The organism is Streptomyces cahuitamycinicus, assembly GCF_002891435.1.
GTDB classification, from domain to species: Bacteria; Actinomycetota; Actinomycetes; order Streptomycetales; family Streptomycetaceae; genus Streptomyces; species Streptomyces cahuitamycinicus.
This window is the reverse complement of sequence record NZ_POUC01000035.1, coordinates 16,223-33,914: the sequence shown is the minus strand read 5'-3', so window position 1 is coordinate 33,914 and position 17,692 is coordinate 16,223. Positions and strand designations below refer to the sequence as shown.

Below are 17,692 nucleotides of genomic sequence, written 5' to 3'. Positions count from 1 at the left end.
GGCCTCCCCCGCCTCCCGCTCCGTATCGTCCTGCTGGGACTCCTCGTCCAGTCCCAACGGCTCGTCGTCCGCGTCCTGTTCGTTCTCCGGATCGCCCACCGCACGGGCCGCTCCGGTGTCACCGCCGGTCCGGGACTTCTCGCCGGGCTCGGCGCCGCTGCGGTCGACAGCGCCAGGGGCGGGGGCCTGCCGGCGGGTTGCCTCGGCCGCGCCCTCTTCCTCGCGCCGTTCCTGCTCGCCGGCCTGCTTCTCGGGCTCCTGGGCGGCCTCATCCTCGGGGCCGCCCGCGTCCTCCTCGGCGTCGCGCTCGTCCTGCCTGTCCTGGTCCTGCTGGGCGCGTTCGGTGTCCGAGGCGTCCTCGCGTTCGTCGGCGGCGTCCTTCTCGGCGTCCCGGCCGGAGGCGTCCTTGTCCTCCTGCTGGTCCTGGGCGCGCTCCTGCTCGTCCTTCGCGCCCTCCTGCTGCCGCCCGGCCGAGCCGGCGCCGCCCTGAGCGCTCTCCTGGCCGGCGTCGCCGGAGGCGGATCCGTCGCCTTGGTCCGCGGCGTCCTCTTCCCGGCTCCCGCCGGGCCCGGGCCGGCCGTCGTGCGGTTTCCCGCCTGGTTTGCCGGGCTCGTTCGGCCGTTCGCCCTGTTCCGGGGCACGCTCCGCCTCGGAGTCCTCGCGGGCGCGTTCCTCCTCGATCTCGTCCGCCGCGTCGGGGACAGCGAGCGGAGCCGCCGCGGCATCCATCGGCAGCGGCCCTGCCCGTTCCGTCTCCTCCACGCCCTCCAGCAGCCGGTCTACGACAGACGCGGGCAGCCGCAGTTCCAGCCGGTCCAGGACGATGTCCTGCACCTCGGGCGCCATGCGGGCCAGTTGGATCCGTACGCGCCCCGACCTGTCCTCCGGGTCGCCGCGCAGGGAACGCAGGAGACCGTTGGCGAGCCGGTCGACGAGGGTGGCGGGGTCCAGTTGCTCCATGCGGCGGCGGTCGGCGTCGACGGTCGCGTAGCGGAGCCAGCCGGGGGTGGCCTGCGCCTGGTCGAGGTCCGCGGCCGAGTCCGGCCCGGGTTCGGTGTCCCGTACCAGGTCCTGGGCTGCCGACTCGGCCTCCCGCTCGATGGCCTGCTGCGGCAGGCTCACCGCGCCCAGGTCGCGCCCGGCACGCAGGGTACCGAGGCCGTGCGGGTTCTGGACGGTGTGCAGGAGTTCGTGGGCGAGCAGGCGGCGGCCCTCGTCCGTGCCCGGCCGGTACGTCCCCTCGCCGAAGAAGATGTCCTGGCCGACGGCGACCGCGTCCGCGCCGAGCAGGCCCGCCAGCTGACCGGCGTCCCGGCCGGTGTGCAGGCGTACGCGGCTCAGGTCGTGCCCGAGGCGCTCCTCCAGCTCGCGTCGTACGCCGGGGTCGAGCGGCTGGCCGGCGCCGCTGACGATGTCCTTCGGCTCGGGGGCGCGGGACTTGGCCGTCCGCTCCTTGCGCTTGCGGCGGCGCTGCTCGGCGGACTGCTCGGAACGGCTGTCCTGGGTCGGGGAGTTGCTCACGACGTCACCTCCCCACGGCCGCACAGGCCCTCGTGCACGGCGCGCGCCAGTTCCTGCCCCAGGCGGCGTGCGGACAGGCCGGCGGGCAGCGGCGGTAGTCCGGACAGGACGTCGGCCGTCCAGGGGCCGTCGGCGGGCACGCCGCGCTCGCGGACCAGCCGGGTCAGTTCATGTTCGAAGGCGGCCGACACCCGGTCGGGGTCGGCGCGGAAGCCGTCGAGGACCAGCTCGCCTATTTCCACGCGGATCTCGCGCGGCGTCGGTGTCCTATCAACCGGCGTCCCACCGGTCTGCGTTCCACCGGTCTGCGTCACACCCTTGGGCGTCACACCCATCCGCGGACCTCCGTCGGCGTCAAGGAGCGTTCCAGCTTGAGGTATTCGGTGCGGGCCCCCGCGAGCATGTGCCGCATCTGGAGCGCCTCGCCCTCCTCGGCGGCGAGGAACGCGCCGGACAGGGCAATGTTGCGGATCGAGCCGCCCGCCACGGTGAGCTGCGCGAGCAGTTGTGGGTCGATGTCCTTCACCGGGGCCTGCGGCGGCAGTACGCGGCGCCAGATCTCGGCCCGTTCGTGCTCGGCCGGGAAGGGGAAGTCGACGACGAAGCGAATGCGCCGCAGGAAGGCGTTGTCCAGCGCCTTCTTCATGTTGGTGGTGAGGATGGCGAGGCCGCGGTAGGCCTCCATCCGCATCAGCAGGTAGCTGACCTCGAGGTTCGCGTACCGGTCGTGGCTGTCCTTGACCTCGCTGCGCTTGCCGAACAGGGCGTCGGCCTCGTCGAAGAGGAGGAGCGCGCCGCCGCGTTCGGCAGCATCGAAGACACGGCGGAGGTTCTTCTCGGTCTCGCCGATGTATTTGCTGACGACCTGTGAGAGGTCGACGACGAACAGGTCGAGGCCGAGTTCCTTCGCCATCACCTCGGCGGCCAGGGTCTTCCCGGTGCCGGAGCCGCCCGCGAAGAGCGCGGTGACGCCGAGGCCGCGGCGCAGGGTCGCCGCGAAGCCCCACTCCTGGTGGACCACGGCGCGTCGGCGCACATGCGCGACGATCTCCCGCAGCACGCTGGTCTGGCGCTCGTGCAGCACGAGGTCGTTCCAGCCGGCCTGCGGTTCGATACGACGGCCGAGTTCGTCCATGCCGACCCGGGCCTCGTCCATGCCGACCCGCCAGGCCAGGCCCGCGGCGTCGAGCTCGTCCTCGTGGGGCAGTTCACGGCGTACGGTCGCGGCGGCGGACCGTACGACGTGCGGCGGCAGCTGGAACTGGGCGATCAGGGACCGCAGTTCGTTGTCCTCCAGATCGGCGACGTCGCTGAACGCGTCCGACCACAGAGCGAGTTGCTCCTCGTCGTCCAGACGCGGCACGCTCACCCGGGTGCCGTGCGGGTGGTCCGTCCGGCGCGGGTCGGCGCTCGACACGACGACCGGCACGGCGGCCCCGGCCAGGAACGCCTCCGTGGCCGCCTGCTGCTCCCGGTCCGGCTCGCCGAACTCCACGAGCAGCGCGGCGGGCAGCAGGATCGCCTCCCGCTGCCACAGCCGGGCGAACCGGTCTCGCTCCGCGGGGTCGACGGGGATGTCCTCGGCGCTCAGCGCGTACAGCCCGAGCCCGGCACGCGCGGCCGCGGCGGCCGCGATGTCGGCACGGCTGCGCAGGTCGCCGCCGACCAGTTCGACGAGCAACGGCGCGTCGGGGCGGGCGCCGTCCGTCCAGCCGGCCGCGACCCCGCTCGCGGCCAGGTCGTACGACGGTGGCAGCCGGTCGGGCACCGGTGTGCGGCGCACCTGGCCGTGCAGCCGGGCGTCCAGGTAGGGCGAGCCGAGCAGGAAGTGCAGGATGCGCTCGTCGAGCCGGAGCCGGGAGGTCGTCAGCCGCGACTCGTCGTCCAGCTCCACGATCCGCCAGCGACGCAGCGGCGACACGGGGGGCAGCGCGCTCCAGTGCGGTTCGTCCAGGGCGGCCAGGGCGAGCGAGAAGGTCGGGTACGCCCGCTCCGGATCACCACTCGCGGCGGCACAGCGGGCGCCGGTCGTGGGCTCCAGTTCCTGCGCGGCGGTGAGCAGCACGAGTTCACGCTCGAAGGCGGTGAGCCCGAAGCAGGTGACAAGGGCGTCGAGAGGGGCGACACCGGGGCCGTCGGCCGTGGCCTCGGGCACGGGGGCCTGCGCGGCGCCGCGCCCCTCGGACGAGGTACCGACACGGCCCCGCGCGGTGGTGTCATCGGAGTCCCGCGGAACGGTGCCCTGGGAATGCCGCGCGGCGGAGCCCTCGGGGCCCTGCACAGCGGTGCCCTCGGGGCGGGCCTGCACAGCGGTGCCTTCGGGGCCCTGCACAGCGGTGCCGACGGAATCCTCCGAGGCGCGCCGCGCTGCTGTGCCACCGGACCCTGGATCCGTGGCGCGCCCCACACCCGCACCGCCGGAGTCCTGCTCCGAGCCGTGACCCGGGGCCGCGTCGCCGAGCTCCTCCCCCACGGCCCGACACGCATGAGCGTCGACGCGGGCCAGGACACGCCGGATCTCGGCCGTCAGCGTCGTGCCGGCGCCCGCCGCGGCGGCAGCCGTCGCCCCCGCCGCGGCCGTACCGTGCGCTCCCATGTCCTCACCTGCCCCCGCCGCTCCCATGTGCCTCAGTTCTCCGTGTCCTCGTCGCCGTCCGTGTTCTCCGCCGCCGGCCGGACCTGCGCGGACTTGGCCGACTTGGCGGACGTCTTCTTCACGGCCCTGGCCGGCTGTGCCGGCTTGCGGCCCCGAGCCGCCTTCGCCGGCGCTTTCGCCGCCGCCCTGGCGACGGCCTTCGCAGGCACGTCAGAAGACTCCGCGGTCCCCCGCGAGGGAGAACTCGCACCGTCCTGCGAGGGAGAGTTCGCACCGTCCTGCGAGGGCGCCCCGCCACCCGCGTCCGGAACGACCCCGGGCCGCTGCCCCACAGCCGGCGGCTCCGGCGCGCCCGGCGCCCCGAACGGCAGCACCCGTACCTCCGGCCGCTCCACCGGCTTCGCCGGAACCGGCGTCCCCCGCCCGTCGATGAGGACCAGTACGGCCTGGTAGACGACCGACAGCGTGTACGGCGTCTGGTGGAGCATCCCCCACAGCTTGGACGTCTCGTCGACGTCCATCGCGGTCGGGGTGAACCGCACCCGCTGCACCGCCCCGGCCAGGTCGCTCCCGCCCAAGTGCGGCCGATGACCGGCGAGTTCGATGATGTCCTTGGGGAGTACGGGTATCTCGTGCAGGGTGCGCACCACGGAGCCGATCAGACGCTGCCCGACCAGCTCCGCCTCCTCGCCGTACGCGCTGATCAGGTAGTGCAGGTCGAGCGCGGCGGCCGGCCGCCGGACGAGCGTCCCGTCGGACGCCCGGGTCGGCAGGTCGTTGTTGCGCTGCGAGGTGTTGGGCGTGACCTGGTACAGGAACACGGTGATGGTCGGCTCGAGAGGCGGGTCCGCCGGCGGCTTGCGCGGCTCGACCTTCACCGCGATATCGATGTCCGGCGGAAGGTTGTCCTCGATCAGCAGGGCGAGGGCCTGGGTGACGTGGGCGAGGGCAAGTGCGTTGCTCATGGCGTCAGTTCCTCGGTCCCTCTCCGCGTCCTGGTGCTTCTCGTCGTACATCTGCGTGCCGGTCGGCGCTCACTCGCGCCCCCTGGCCAGGTAGTCCGCCAGGCTCACCGCGGCCCGGGGGCGTTCGGCGTCCCGTGGCCGGGGCCCGCCGCCTCCGCCCTGAGGCGTCCCGCCCGCCGTGACCTCCAGCCGCCCGATCTGCACCTGAACCACCTGCTCGGTCTGGCGGCCGGGGCGCCGGGCCGCCGCCTGCCGGACGGCATCCCGTGCGGCCGCCGTGTCCGCCGCGCTGGGGAGCAGCGGGGCGGACACGGCGGCGCGGGGAGCGGCGTCCGCTCCAGGGGGGGTCGGCACGGACGCCGCGTTCGTGAGGGCCGCCGGCTCCGTACGGCCCCGGCCCGGCGCCCGGCGCGCGGTGTCGGGGACCGGCCGCAGTACGGGGCCCGTCGGTGTGACGGGACGCAGCAGCGGCCCTTCGGATCCGGTCGGCCGCGCCGGACGAGGTGCGGGTTCGACGGATGCCGTGGCCTGCTCGGTCCGTACGACCGTCCGCTCCCGTTCCGTACGGACGACCTCGCGACCCGTCGGGCGTGCCCTGTCCGGCCGGGCGACGGCGGCCGGGGCGGCGACGGGCCACAGCGGTTCGGTGCCGTCCGGGTCCGGTGCGGCGGCCTTCACCGCCTCGACGCGTTCGAACGGACCGGCCAGTCGCGGCCGTACCCGCACCACGCCGGGACGCTGCACGGCGGGCGCCGCGTGCCGGGCGAGCAGCCGGTCGAGGAAGTCGGGCTCCGGCCGGCCCCCAGCGGTGGACTCAGACATCCGCACATAGCTCCAGGTAGTAACGGCGCCGCAGCGGACTGAGCGCCAGGATCTCCGGCTCGCTCCAGCCGTACGCGGTGGCGAGCAGATGGACGTCGAGCAGGAGGTCCCGGGCCCAGGCGTCCAGTTCGGCCCACAGGTAGGAGGCGATGTCCAGCTCGGCCCGGGTGCCCTCCCCGCATTCGGGGCAGGCGATGGTGAGCGCGACGTCGCCGCCTGGATCGGCCGCCTGGGCCGCCTCGGCGATCCGCCGCTGTACGGCGACGGGCAGCGTGTCCGCTGACACGGGCTGTCCGTCGCGTACGGCGGTGACGAGGCAGCGGGCCAGCAGGGCTCGGCGCGGGTCGGCGTCCCGGGCCGCCGCCGTCAGGTCGGCGACGCCGGGCACCCGGAACTCGACCTCCCAGCCGTCCTCGGCGACCCGCACCAGCGGATCGCCCCGGTCGGCCAGGGTGCGGGCGAACTCCCCGGCGTCCAGCTCGAACTCCATGTCCGCGCCGCACGCCCGACAGTCCAGGCGCACCTGCATCCGCTCGCCGAACAGGGCCTGGCGCAGGGCGAACAGGTCCGCCTCGCGCTCCCCGACCGGCAGCGTCAGCAGCGCCTGCTGGTCGCCGCCCAGGTCCGGCCGGGCGGCCCGGTGCAGCAGCAGCGCGCGCCCGGCCGGAGCCTGGGCCAGCCCGGTCTCCCAGGTGGCCAGGAACTCGGCCGCCTGTGTGATGGCCATGCCTCCCCCAGTGCCTGTGTCTCAGCGGGTTCAGTACGTGCCCAAAAGGGCGCGGGGAACTGCGCGACAAGCCACGACGAACCCGGTGACGAACCACGAACCCACCGCGGCGCTTCCCGGCGGAGCGCCTACGCCGGGTTGAGGAACGAGGGCTCCTCCGGCTCGGGCACCTCGTAGTCCCGCTCCCAGCCCTCGCATTCGAGCTTCAGGGACTGGATGGCGACCGCGTTGGCGTTGGCGTCCAGTTCGCCGAGGACCTGGTACTCGCTCGGCCAGGTCCGGTACAGCTTGTGCGAGACGGCGACCTGCCCGGCCTCGTTGAGGACCTGGATCACGATGTCCTTGCGGAAGTCCGCCAGGGACACCTCCGAGCCGAGGCCCGCGCCGACCTGCCAGACCTTGTTGGCCCAGCGGTCGAACTCGGGGTCGTGCGTGACGCCGCGTTCCAGGGTGACGCCCTCGAACTCGGAGCGGCCCGGCGACTTGCGCGGGGAGGAGGGGTCACCCCCGTGCCGGTGCTTGACGACCTCCGTGGTCCGCTTCAGCGGACTGATCTTGCTGATGCCGGCGACCGTCCGACCGTCCCACAGGACCAGGAACTTGAAGTTCTTGTACGGGTCGAAGCGATGGGCGTTGACCGTGAACTCTGCCATCGAAATGTCCTCAGGGGTTCCTTGGAGCGTTCCTTAGAGCGCGAACTGGCCGGACGTCTGCTGAATCCTGACGACCACGAACTCGGCCGGGCGGACCGGCGCGATGCCGACCAGGACGTTGACGACGCCGTTCTCGATGTCCTCGGCGGTCGTGGTGTCGCCGTCGCACTTGACGAAGTAGGCCTCGCGGGGCGTGCCGCCCTTGAAGGCGCCCTGGCGGAACAGCGTGTGCAGGTACGAGGAGGCGGCGAGCCGGATCTGCTGCCACAGGTTCTCGTCGTTGGGCTCGAACACCACCCACTGCAGGCCGCGTTGGAGGCTCTCCTCGACGTGCAGCGCGAGCCGCCGTACGGGGACGTACTTCCACTCGCTGTCGAGGGCGTCGGAGCCCTCCAGGGTGCGGGCGCCCCAGACCACCGGGCCGGTCACCGGGAAGGTGCGAAGGACGTTGACGCCCAGCGGGTTGAGCAGGCCGGTCTCGCGGTCGGTCAGGTCGACCGTGAGCGAGTGGACACCGGCGAGCCGTGCCTCGGTCCCGGCCGGGGCCTTCCACACGCCGCGTTCGGAGTCCGTCCGGGCGACGACGCCCGCGACGGCGCCGCACGGCGGGAAGGAGCGCAGCCTGCCCGTGAGCGGGTCGGTGAGTTGCAGGTGCGGGAAGTACAGGCCCGCGTGGTTGCCGCGCACCGCGTCGAAGGCGGCGAGACCGGCGCGGGCGGTGTCGACGCTGACCCAGGTGCCGGGCGCGTCGACGAGGAGGAAGATCCGCCGCTCCTGGCACAGGCGCTGGGCGGCGGAGACGACGGTGAGGGCGTCTTCGGTCTTCTCGTAGGCGGCGAGTTCGGGCAGGGCGAGCAGGTTGACGTCGGCGACGCCGCGCAGCGCCTGGATGCCGGACTTGTCGGCCTCGGAGCCGATGAGGTCGCGCGGTCCGGGCGCCTCGCCGTCCTCGCCGCCCTCCAGGGGGAAGACGGGCGGGTTGACGGAGGCCTCCAGGCCCAGGTCGTTGGCGCACTCGCCGAGGAAGCGCACGACATCGTCGGGGTCGGTGGATCCCGCGACGACCTGCACGCGGCGGCCGAAGGCGGTGACCTCGGCGCCGGCGAAGGCGTGCTTGCCGGGCGCGTCGGGCAGGGCGCGCAGTTTGCGCTCCAGAAGCAGCGCCAGCTCGGTGACGGAGGCCGGGGCCTCGCCGTCGCCGTCGGGGTCGTGGAGGGTGAACTCCCGCTCCACGTCGCCGATCTTGACGGTGAGGTCGACGGCCAGGTCGGGCAGCTCGTGCCCGAACGGCCTGGAGACGGTGCCCGAGGGGTCGGGGCGGCCCTCGCCGACGACCTCGACGCGGATCAGCCGGGAGCCGGCGTTGACGACGGTCTGCACGTACCGGCCGCTGGACGGGTCGGTGGACAGGCCGGTGAAGCTTTCGCGGGCTTCGCCCTTGGCGTCGTGGACGCGCAGGTTGAAGGTCTCGTCGGGGCAGGGTGTGTCGTGGTCGACGGCGACGCGCAGGCCGTTGCCCCACACGCCGGGCTCCTTGGCGTGCACGGCGAGGACGCGGCTCTCGCTGTGGCCCTCGGTGGACTCCAGCGTGACGCAGGCGGCCTTGCCACTGCCGGCCTTGGCGACCCGGACGATCACCGCGACGGTGCCGCCGTTGCCGAAGAACTGGTGGACGGCGTAGCCGACGGCGCTGCGGGCACTCAGGCCCCCGAAGCGGCGCTCGAACTCGGTGAAGCTGGTGACGCGCACCGGCTCGTTCAGCGGACCACGCCGGGTGTGGCCCACGAAGGCGGTCACCGAGGTGGTCAGGGTCGAGATGGTACGGCTGCTGCTGGGAAGTTCTTCGACGTAGACACCGGGATACGTCGGCTTGGCGGCGCTCACTGCACTCATCGGCGTTCCCCCTCCTGTCCCTGTATCGGGCACCCGATGAAGGCACCAAGAGGCGGTGAGGGAGGGACGTTCCTGGTGGTGCGCGAAGGTGCCACTCACCCTGTCGGCAGTGGCCACGCGCCCGTCATCAGTTCCCCCGTCGATGCCCGTGCTGTCGGTCGCACGGGCCAAGCGCATCGCTTGTGACTCCTGATGCTCAAGTGCTCAACCCACCCTGCTGCTTACGGAGTTGACCCAACAAGACGGGTTCTGGCCAGCACGGAGGAAGGTTTTGTGAAGGCAAAGTTCCCGGATCCGCACACCGTGCCCGCGCGCCCTCGTGAACCGGTCCACACCTCCCGCACACCGCTGCGCCGATGGCGCGGACGGCATGCCTGACGGACCCGTGTCCGCGGCGGCGGAGTCCTACGCTCCTCGGCTTCTCCCCGAGTCGCACACACCCTTCGGTGGCCGAATCCGTCGGGGGGGGCATGGACGCGCACGAAGTTGATCGCGGACTTACGGGACGCACCTACGGGTGCCCCCTTTCGACCGGGACATGCCCGACCGAAACGCCAGACCACGCCACCCCTTCCGGGCCGTAGAAATATCTACGAGCATGGCTGTGGCCGGGCGGCACGCGGAACCCCGCGGGTCACCGGCCGTGTCCAGCGCGCGCCGGACCGCGGCGCCGTCGACTGTGCCTGGGGTGGCCATGCAGAGCGTCATGTGGAAGCAAGCCGTCGAGTGGCTCGCCGCGGCCGCCACGGACCCTCAGGAGTGCAAGCGGGAGTGGGACTACGGCACCGGAACGGTGCTCGTGGAGGCCGGGCGGTACTGGGACGTGCTCAGCGTCCCCGACCGGCTCGGCCTCCTCGCGCTCGACCTCCTGTGGCGCGACCCGCTGAAGGTGCCCGGCCCCACCCTGGTGGACTGCGCGGCCCGCAGAGTGGGGTTCTTCCTGCCGCCCGACCCGGTCAGCGAATGGGTCGGCTTCGGCGTGCGGCACGTCGGCCGGGGCTCCTGGGTCGCCGTGCCGCCGCCGTACCGGCCCGCCGGCCGACTGGAGTGGCTCGTCCCGCCGGACGGAACCGGCACGCTGCACACCCCGGGCACGCTCGAATCGGCTCTGCGGGAGGCCAGTGGGACCCTCGCGGTGCTGGCGCCGGTCAGCGCGGAGCCGGCGGTGCCGGACGGCTGGTGAGGCGGGCTCCGGAAGGCAGCCCCACCGTGCCCGGGTGGCGGCCGGAGGCAGCGCGGGTGCCACCGGGGCCGGCCCCTGCCCGGCCGGCGGCGGGGTGAGGAGCGGTGGGGACGACCGGGCCCATGTGCCGGCCGGCGGTCCACGAGGTGACGGCGGTCCAGGTCTCACTCTCGGCCGGCGCGGCGAAGGAGACCCACTGGCCGTCGCGGTGCTCCGGGACCGTGTGGCCGCGCGCCTCCCACTCGGCGACCAGGGCGGCGTAGATCGGCGGATGTCCCGTGTATCCGGCGGTGAGTTCGGCGTACGAGCGGGGCGCGGCATCGTTCCCGGGAAGGCGCCGCACCGTCTCCGTGCTGTCCATGCCAGGGGAACGCGGCGCCGAGCACCGGCGGTACGCGGGCCGGACCCCGTCCGTCGGGTCGAGTGAACCCGTCACCCGTACGGCGGCACGCGGGCACCGGACAAACATCCAGTCGGGCGGTCGCCCGTTCAGGACCGGGGGCGATTCCAGGCCACATGTCACTTCCAGGCCAGTCGGTCGCCCCCGGCCACCCATGCGGAACATCGTTCCGGGTCCGCCGGAATTCTCGACCGGGGCGGGCGCGTCCGGTAACACTGACCTCACGCCGAGACACCGGTACGACGGCAGGGAGAGGCCATGTCACAGCGCCCTGACCTCAAGCAGCGCAGGGCCGTGCTGGAGCACGAGTGGTCCCGCTGGGTGCCGCGGCTGAGCGTCCCGGGTGCGCGGCCCGGCGGCACCGCTGCACTGCGCCACGAGGTGACCGAGTCCTGGGCGCGTTCGCTGGGCAGTGTGGACCCGGGCCGGGACAGCGCCCCGGTCACCGACGGCGGTCAGGTGCACCAGCGCTGGACGTCCTCACCGCTGTACCGGCCGGTCTCCGCCCTCGCCGGGGAGCTCCACAGCATCGGCGAGGACGCCGGGTTCGTCACCGCGGTCACCGACGAGGCCGGCACCATCCTGTGGACCTGCGGCGGCCCGACCATGCGCCGCCGGGCCGAGCGGGTCAACTTCGCGCCGGGCGGCCGCTGGGACGAGCAGGCCATGGGCACCAACGCGCTCTCCCTCGCCCTGCGCACCGGCCGCCCCAGCTCCGTCTTCTCGGCCGAGCACCTGGTGTCCGCCCTGCACGGCTGGGTCTGCTACTGCGCCCCCGTGCACGACCGGGACGGCCGCGTCCTCGGCGTGCTGGACCTGTCCACGACCTGGGACCGCTCGCACCCCCTGGCCATGTCCACCGTCCGCACGCTGGTGTCGACGATCGAAGCCCGCCTGAGCACCGAGGCGCCCCGCCCGGGCCTGCTGCGGCTCACGTGCCTGGGCTCCGAACAAGCCGTGCACGAAGGGCGGCCACTCCCCCTGCGCCCCCGCCAGCTGGAGATCCTCACCCTCCTCGCACTCGAACCCGGCGGCTTCTCCCCCGAGCGGCTGCGCGCAGCCCTCTACGGCGACCGTCCGGTCACGTCCTCCACCTTCAAGGCGGAGATCTCCCACCTGCGCCGGGCGCTGGGCGGTGCGATATCCCCCCGCCACTACGCCCTCACCGCCCCGGTGTCCTGCGACGCCGCCGACGTCCTGCGCGCGCTGGAGCAGGGCGACACGGACACCGCGCTGCGCCGCTGGGGCGGCCCGCTCCTGCCCCGCTCCGAGGCCCCCGGCATCGAGGAGTGGCGCACGCGCCTCGAAGTGGCGGTACGCGAGGCCGTACTGGCGAGCACGCGCCCGGAGCACGCCCTTCGCTACGGCGAACGGGTCCCGTACGACGCCGAGGTACACGAGCACGCGCTGCGGCTGCTCGGCCCGGACGACACGCGCCGCGCGATCGCGCGAGGCCGGCTGACGGCGTCCCTGCACGACTGACACTCCGCGTCCCGCGGCGCCAACCTTGCACCAACCTCCCGGGAGCACAGTGAGGGACGTCGCAACCCGTCCCGCACCGCCCTTCACCGAGGAGAGCCGCCATGGTGTACGCGCAGCCAGGAACCGAAGGCAGCATCGTCACCTTCGCCCGCCGCTACGACAACTTCATCGGCGGCGACTGGGCAGCGCCCGTCGAGGGCCGCTACTTCGAGAACCCGACGCCCGTGACCGGCAAGGTCTTCTGCGAGGTCGCCCGTTCCACCGCGGCCGACGTCGACCTCGCCCTGGACGCCGCCCACCGCGCGGCCGACCGGTGGGGCCGTACGTCCACGACGGAGCGCGCGAACATCCTGAACAGGATCGCGGACCGCATCGAACAGAACCTGGAGAAGATCGCGGTCGCCGAGACGTGGGAGAACGGCAAGCCGGTCCGCGAGACCCTGGCCGCCGACATCCCGCTGGCCGTGGACCACTTCCGGTACTTCGCCGGAGTCGTCCGCGCGCAGGAGGGCAGCATCGCGGAGATCGACGCCGACACCGTCGCGTACCACTTCCACGAGCCGCTGGGCGTGGTCGGGCAGATCATCCCGTGGAACTTCCCGATCCTCATGGCCACATGGAAGCTGGCCCCGGCGCTGGCCGCGGGCAACTGCGTCGTCATCAAACCGGCCGAGCAGACCCCGGTCAGCCTGCTCTACGTCATCGACCTGATCGCCGACCTGCTCCCGCCGGGCGTCGTCAACGTCGTCAACGGCTTCGGCGTGGAGGCGGGCAAGCCGCTGGCGTCCAGCCCGCGGGTGGCCAAGGTGGCGTTCACCGGCGAGACCACGACGGGCCGCCTGATCATGCAGTACGCGAGCGAGAACATCATCCCCGTCACCCTGGAACTGGGCGGCAAGAGCCCGAACATCTTCCTGCCCGACGTCATGGCCGCCGACGACGACTTCCTGGACAAGGCGGTCGAGGGCTTCGTGATGTTCGCCCTCAACCAGGGCGAGGTCTGCACCTGCCCGTCCCGCGCCCTCATCCCCTCCTCCATCTACGACGACTTCATGGCCCGCTGCGTCGAACGCACCCGGGCCATCGTCGGCGGCGACCCGCTGGACCCGGCGACCATGATCGGCGCGCAGGCGAGCAACGACCAGTACGAGAAGATCCTCTCCTACCTCGACATCGGCAGGCAGGAGGGCGCGGAGATCGTCACGGGCGGCAATCCCCGCGCGGTTCCCGGTCTGGAGGGCGGCTACTACATCGAGCCGACCATCTTCCGCGGCACCAACGACATGCGGATCTTCCAGGAGGAGATCTTCGGCCCGGTCGTCTCGGTCACGACGTACGACTCGGTCGGCGAGGCCCTGAAGATCGCCAACGACACGCTGTACGGCCTCGGCGCGGGCGTCTGGACCCGCGACGGCAACACGGCCTACCGCCTGGGCCGCGAGATCAAAGCGGGCCGCGTCTGGACCAACTGCTACCACGCGTACCCGGCGCACGCGGCGTTCGGCGGCTACAAGAAGTCGGGGATAGGGCGCGAGACGCACAAGATGATGCTCGACCACTACCAGCAGACGAAGAACATTCTCTGTTCCTACAGCCCTCAGAAGCTCGGGTTCTTCTAGAGCTTGAGTCGGGTTGCCTGGAGGCATCATCGCCCTCCAGGCAACCGCAAGGGTAGCTACCCGCTGTGATTGACTGGGGCCTCTCGTCGCTTTCCGGCGTCGAGGGGAGCCCCTCCCGGACCAGTCACGGACCAAATGGCACCGGAGGACATCACCCCACGAGCCGCCCGCCCATGAGCGCGAGGCCAAAGCCGCCGCGTGTCCAGCGGCCGTGGTGGTGAACTCGGCGTCGGCGAAGTGCCCGCCGTTGTCGCTGATGACCGCGACACGGATGGTGTTCGCCGGATCATGCCCTCACGCACCACTGTGCAGATGGGCGGCCCAGACGGACGGGGTATTCCCGGCGTTCGTACGGCGTCGCAGGAGCGCCTTGTGGAGGGCGAGCGCGGCGTTGCGCGCATCGGGTTCCAGCGCGGTGTAGACGTCCGTCGCGATACGGACCGCCGGCCCGTCCCCGATCTCCCAGAGCGTGCCGATGGCGTGCCGGTAGCCGGCCAGCTGAAAGGCCGATACGAGTTGGATGGCCTCGTCCGCCAGGGCCGTTCCGGTGCGCGCGGTGGAACAGGCGGAGAGGAACGCCAGTTCCGCGTGCCCGAGCCGAAGGCGCGCTACATCCGTCACCGTGAAGGGGCGCTCGGAATGGTCGTACAGGAGGAGTCGGCTCCTGGAGGGGTTCTGTGCGTCACTGACGCCATGGCAGCTGAAGTGTGCCCAGGGAAAGCGCGGCAACTCGCTCAGCACCGCGGCATGGAGATTTTCCGCTCCTTCGCGAATCTCCGCTCGCGTCCCGAACCTCTCCGTCAGCAGACGGGCTTCGCGCCCGGCGCCGGGGATGTTCGCCTCAGCGGGGGTGCGGGGCATAACGACGGCGAAGACCCGACCCGCCCAGCTCGGTTGTCCCTGTTCGGCAGGTCGGCGTGCGTGGAGGAGTGCCCTGATGGTCGGCGTGTACGAGGAGACCGTCCTGTCCATCACCGTCATGGGCACGGCGTCGGACCGCGTGTGGTGGTGCCCGGCGGCGTGCAGGGGCAGCAGCGAGAGCAGTCCGGTCGGGCACCACCAGAGCCTGCTGACCGGGTCGGTCGCCGAACCCTCCGGGACGGCGGCTGCAACGATGTCGGCGGCCTTGAGCACAGGGCCCGCCACCGTGTCCCACAGCCAGCCCAGCATGCCGAGGAGCCGTTGTTCCCGGTCCTCGTCACCGGACGTGAGGAGTGCTGTGACCCGCTGCCTCACTGATCCGGGTGTCAGCCGTGGCAGGGAAATGTGCCTGATGCCTTCCGGCTTGACGACGAGCGCGTCGGATCGGATGTGATGCACATTCACCATGGCGATCGGTCCGTGGACAGCGGCGGCCGTGATCTTTTCCAGAGACAGAGGTTTGAGGAAGTCGGTGAATCCCGGGACTTCCCGGATCCGTTCCAGAATCTGATCCCATGCCCCCGCTAAATGGTGACGGTGGTCGGCGAGATCGGTACCCGTGCCGGACCAATGCTCACGGCCTCCCGCGTCCAGTGCGCGGCACAGTGTCGCGAACTCGGCAGCCAGCGCCTCGTCCCGTTCCCGCAGCGCGGTGAGATCGGTACGGGCGTCCAGCGCCCTGGCGAGCAGAACGCCACGGCCCTGCTCCAGCATCACGGCGGCCGCACCGACGTCACCGGCCTGCAGGGCCACTGCGGCGGCGGTGGACGCGAGTCCGGACTGGGCGGCGAGCTGCTCCTCCTGGTCCTTGCGCAACAACTCGATCCCTGCCAGCCGCGGAAGGAGTTCCACGGCCGTGGCGGCGGCGTCGAGGGCGTCCGGCCAGTCGCGGTGTGCGATCGACGCGTCCCGCCAACGCTGGGCGGCCCCGAGCCGGACGGACGTCGTCGCCGCGGTGATGTTCGCGGCCTGACGGAAGGCCGGGCCCCCATCGCGTCCGGTCCGTTCCCGTACCTCGCCCAGGCCCACCAGGGCGGCGGCCCTTGCCGGATCCGCGGGCCCGAGCAGTTCCAGCGCACGCTCGTAGGTGTGTGCCGCGGTGTCGGGCTCGCGCACGCGAAGACCGTGGGCGAGGCTGTTCAGTGCCGCGGCCTGTTCCCTCGGGGTGCCCTGGGTCTGATCGCAGGCGAGTCGCGCGATCCGGAGTGCCTCGTCGAGATCGTCGCCGTCGTGGCGGTTTTCGTGCCTGCGCCGAAGGGCGATGCCCAGTTGGTGCGCGAGCAGAGCCGTCTGGTTGCCTGCCGACCCGAGCTCCCGTGCGGCCCTTCCGAGGGCGATGGCCCTGTCCAGATCGCGTGGATCCCCCGCCAGGTCGTGGCGTATGCGCAAGGCCATCAGCAGCCCGTAGAGGTACCGCGTGTGGCGCCGCTCGCCCGGGTGCGACAGCCGCACGGCCTTCTCGCCCACGTCGATCGCCTCGTCGAGGGCCCCCGGGTCGCCGGTCCGCTCGAAGCGGGCTTGCAGCGCAAGGGAAAGCCGTTCGAGCATCTCCGCGCGTTCGGGCTGCGCCGGCTCGGCGGCAGCGAGGGCTCTGCGGGAGTGCGTTGTCGACTCGTTTAGATGTTCCGCTGTGCCGGTCCGTTCGTACTGGGCCAGGTGGAGCGCCGCCAAGGACGACCGGTACGCGGCGTACGAAGCTCCATCGGAGCCGTCCGTGGCCAGCAGGTGTTCCAGCTGTTCCTTGGCCTCGCGGGCGTCGCGCTCATCGGCAGTGGTCTCGTACCTGAGTTGGAGGCACTCGGCGAGCAGGCTCCGGTGGCTGCGGCCGACAGGGTCCCCTTCAGGCGATGGCGCGTGGACGCGGCAGATCGCGATGGCCTCGCTGAGGTCGCCCATAGACCTGAACTCGTCGAAGCGCTGCTCCAGGGCCGACGCCAGAGCAAGGGAGGCCTTGCGTCGGAGAAGGCCGTCCTCGGGTGCGGCACCGACCGCGTTCCTCGCTTCCGCCACGGCTTGGTCCACGGCTTCCCTGCCCCCGCCGGCCCTGAACATCCAGGCACAGGCGAGCGAGACACGGATGCGGATTTCGGCCCGGCCCGGGTGGGTCTCGCCGAGGCCGTCCAGGCACTGTTGCGCCAGGCGCAGTGCCTGCCGGGCCATGCCGGCGTCTCCTCGTGCAGCCGCGCCGTGCAGGAGGTGGTCGATCGCCTGGACGCGCACCTCGAGCGGCGGTTGCGTGCTGGGGAGGCGCCAGCGGGACGCGAGAAGGTGGTCGCGTACGAGTGCGGGCAGTCCGTCGTCGGACAGCACGGCCTCTCCGGCAGCCTCGAAGCAGCTCAAGGCGGAGTCCAGGTCCGCGTTGCCCGCCGGGTCCGGAGGCGCTGCTCGGTAGCGGGCCCAGTGATACCAGCCCAGCAGTCGGGCGACGTCCGGCGGCAGCGGATGCGACGCCGCCAGGCTTCTCGCCGCCTCCCGGACCTCGTCGTCCGGTCGGGCGACGCCGGCGGCTTTGGATCGAAATTGTTGGACGAAGGAGGCCACGAGGGCGAGCTGCCGGGGATCAGGAGTCGTCGTCATCGAGAGGTATGGCCGTGTCGCCGATGATCATGCCTTGTCCTGGGCCCGCCTTGACGAGTGACGCGGCGAGGCCGAGACCGAACTGGTCGGCGAGGTCGAGCAGCTTCATCACCTGCTCCACGCTCGCCCCGAGCCGGTCGTCCCCTTGCTGTAGGGCGTGGGCGTACATCCCGCTGAGCACCGGGTTGCGGGCGGGATTCCGCAGGGCCGGATGCGTGCGTACGTATTCGGCCTGGTCGTCCACCGTGGGAAGACGCACCAAGGTCGTCAGCATGACCTGCAGATCGTGGAAGTCCATGGGCTCCCTCTCTTGTCCCATCCGCTCGTGTCCCC

General features: G+C 72.2%; 14 protein-coding genes. 3 read left to right on the top strand and 11 right to left on the bottom strand.

All coding sequences use genetic code 11. The features are described 5' to 3' along the window. From C1J00_RS46500 to C1J00_RS07635, 8 genes are all read right to left on the bottom strand, one after another. On the bottom strand, window positions 1–1,521 hold a 1,521-nt coding region (locus C1J00_RS46500), incomplete at its 3' end, for an eCIS core domain-containing protein (protein WP_146046151.1). Continuing rightward, complete coding sequence (locus tag C1J00_RS07665; protein WP_245936239.1) at window positions 1,518–1,856, bottom strand: hypothetical protein; 339 nt, start codon at window positions 1,854–1,856, stop codon at window positions 1,518–1,520. The genes C1J00_RS46500 and C1J00_RS07665, both read right to left, overlap by 4 nt. Beyond that, complete coding sequence (locus C1J00_RS07660) at window positions 1,847–4,117, bottom strand: AAA family ATPase (RefSeq protein WP_102908270.1); 2,271 nt, start codon at window positions 4,115–4,117, stop codon at window positions 1,847–1,849. The genes C1J00_RS07665 and C1J00_RS07660 overlap by 10 nt, the downstream gene beginning before the upstream one ends. Before the next feature lie 32 nt (window positions 4,118–4,149). Continuing rightward, window positions 4,150–5,082 (bottom strand): Pvc16 family protein, encoded by a 933-nt coding sequence (locus C1J00_RS07655; RefSeq protein WP_102908273.1) that lies wholly within the window; start codon window positions 5,080–5,082, stop codon window positions 4,150–4,152. Between the two features lie 69 nt (window positions 5,083–5,151). Next, complete coding sequence (locus C1J00_RS07650; RefSeq protein ID WP_102908269.1) at window positions 5,152–5,904, bottom strand: hypothetical protein; 753 nt, start codon at window positions 5,902–5,904, stop codon at window positions 5,152–5,154. Next, complete coding sequence (locus tag C1J00_RS07645) at window positions 5,897–6,631, bottom strand: T4 family baseplate hub assembly chaperone (RefSeq protein ID WP_102908268.1); 735 nt, start codon at window positions 6,629–6,631, stop codon at window positions 5,897–5,899. The genes C1J00_RS07650 and C1J00_RS07645 overlap by 8 nt, the downstream gene beginning before the upstream one ends. A gap of 128 nt (window positions 6,632–6,759) precedes the next feature. Continuing rightward, window positions 6,760–7,284 (bottom strand): phage tail protein, encoded by a 525-nt coding sequence (locus tag C1J00_RS07640; RefSeq protein WP_102908267.1) that lies wholly within the window; start codon window positions 7,282–7,284, stop codon window positions 6,760–6,762. Window positions 7,285–7,317: 33 nt separating this feature from the next. Beyond that, window positions 7,318–9,177 carry a phage tail sheath subtilisin-like domain-containing protein gene (locus tag C1J00_RS07635; protein ID WP_102908266.1) on the bottom strand — a complete coding sequence of 620 codons (1,860 nt, stop codon included), beginning with the start codon at window positions 9,175–9,177 and terminating at the stop codon, window positions 7,318–7,320. Window positions 9,178–9,871: 694 nt separating this feature from the next. Here C1J00_RS07635 and C1J00_RS07630 point away from each other — a divergent pair. Then, entirely contained in the window at window positions 9,872–10,360 is a 489-nt protein-coding gene (locus C1J00_RS07630) for a hypothetical protein (RefSeq protein WP_102908272.1), read from the top strand. Here the strand turns inward: C1J00_RS07630 and C1J00_RS07625 are convergent. Then, window positions 10,326–10,721, bottom strand: a complete 396-nt coding sequence (locus tag C1J00_RS07625; RefSeq protein WP_102908265.1) for a hypothetical protein — start codon at window positions 10,719–10,721, stop codon at window positions 10,326–10,328. The genes C1J00_RS07630 and C1J00_RS07625 overlap by 35 nt on opposite strands. A 297-nt stretch (window positions 10,722–11,018) precedes the next feature. Between C1J00_RS07625 and C1J00_RS07620 the strand changes: the two genes are divergently transcribed. Next, window positions 11,019–12,242, top strand: coding sequence for a GAF domain-containing protein (locus tag C1J00_RS07620; RefSeq protein ID WP_102908264.1), 1,224 nt, complete (start codon window positions 11,019–11,021; stop codon window positions 12,240–12,242). Between the two features lie 101 nt (window positions 12,243–12,343). Beyond that, window positions 12,344–13,861 carry an aldehyde dehydrogenase gene (gene adh, locus C1J00_RS07615; protein WP_102908263.1) on the top strand — a complete coding sequence of 506 codons (1,518 nt, stop codon included), beginning with the start codon at window positions 12,344–12,346 and terminating at the stop codon, window positions 13,859–13,861. A gap of 294 nt (window positions 13,862–14,155) precedes the next feature. Here the strand turns inward: adh and C1J00_RS07610 are convergent, their stop codons facing one another. Next, window positions 14,156–17,359, bottom strand: coding sequence for a CHAT domain-containing protein (locus C1J00_RS07610; protein WP_146046150.1), 3,204 nt, complete (start codon window positions 17,357–17,359; stop codon window positions 14,156–14,158). Next, complete coding sequence (locus tag C1J00_RS07605) at window positions 17,343–17,657, bottom strand: hypothetical protein (protein ID WP_102908261.1); 315 nt, start codon at window positions 17,655–17,657, stop codon at window positions 17,343–17,345. The genes C1J00_RS07610 and C1J00_RS07605 overlap by 17 nt, the downstream gene beginning before the upstream one ends. Between the last annotated feature and the right edge of the window lie 35 nt (window positions 17,658–17,692).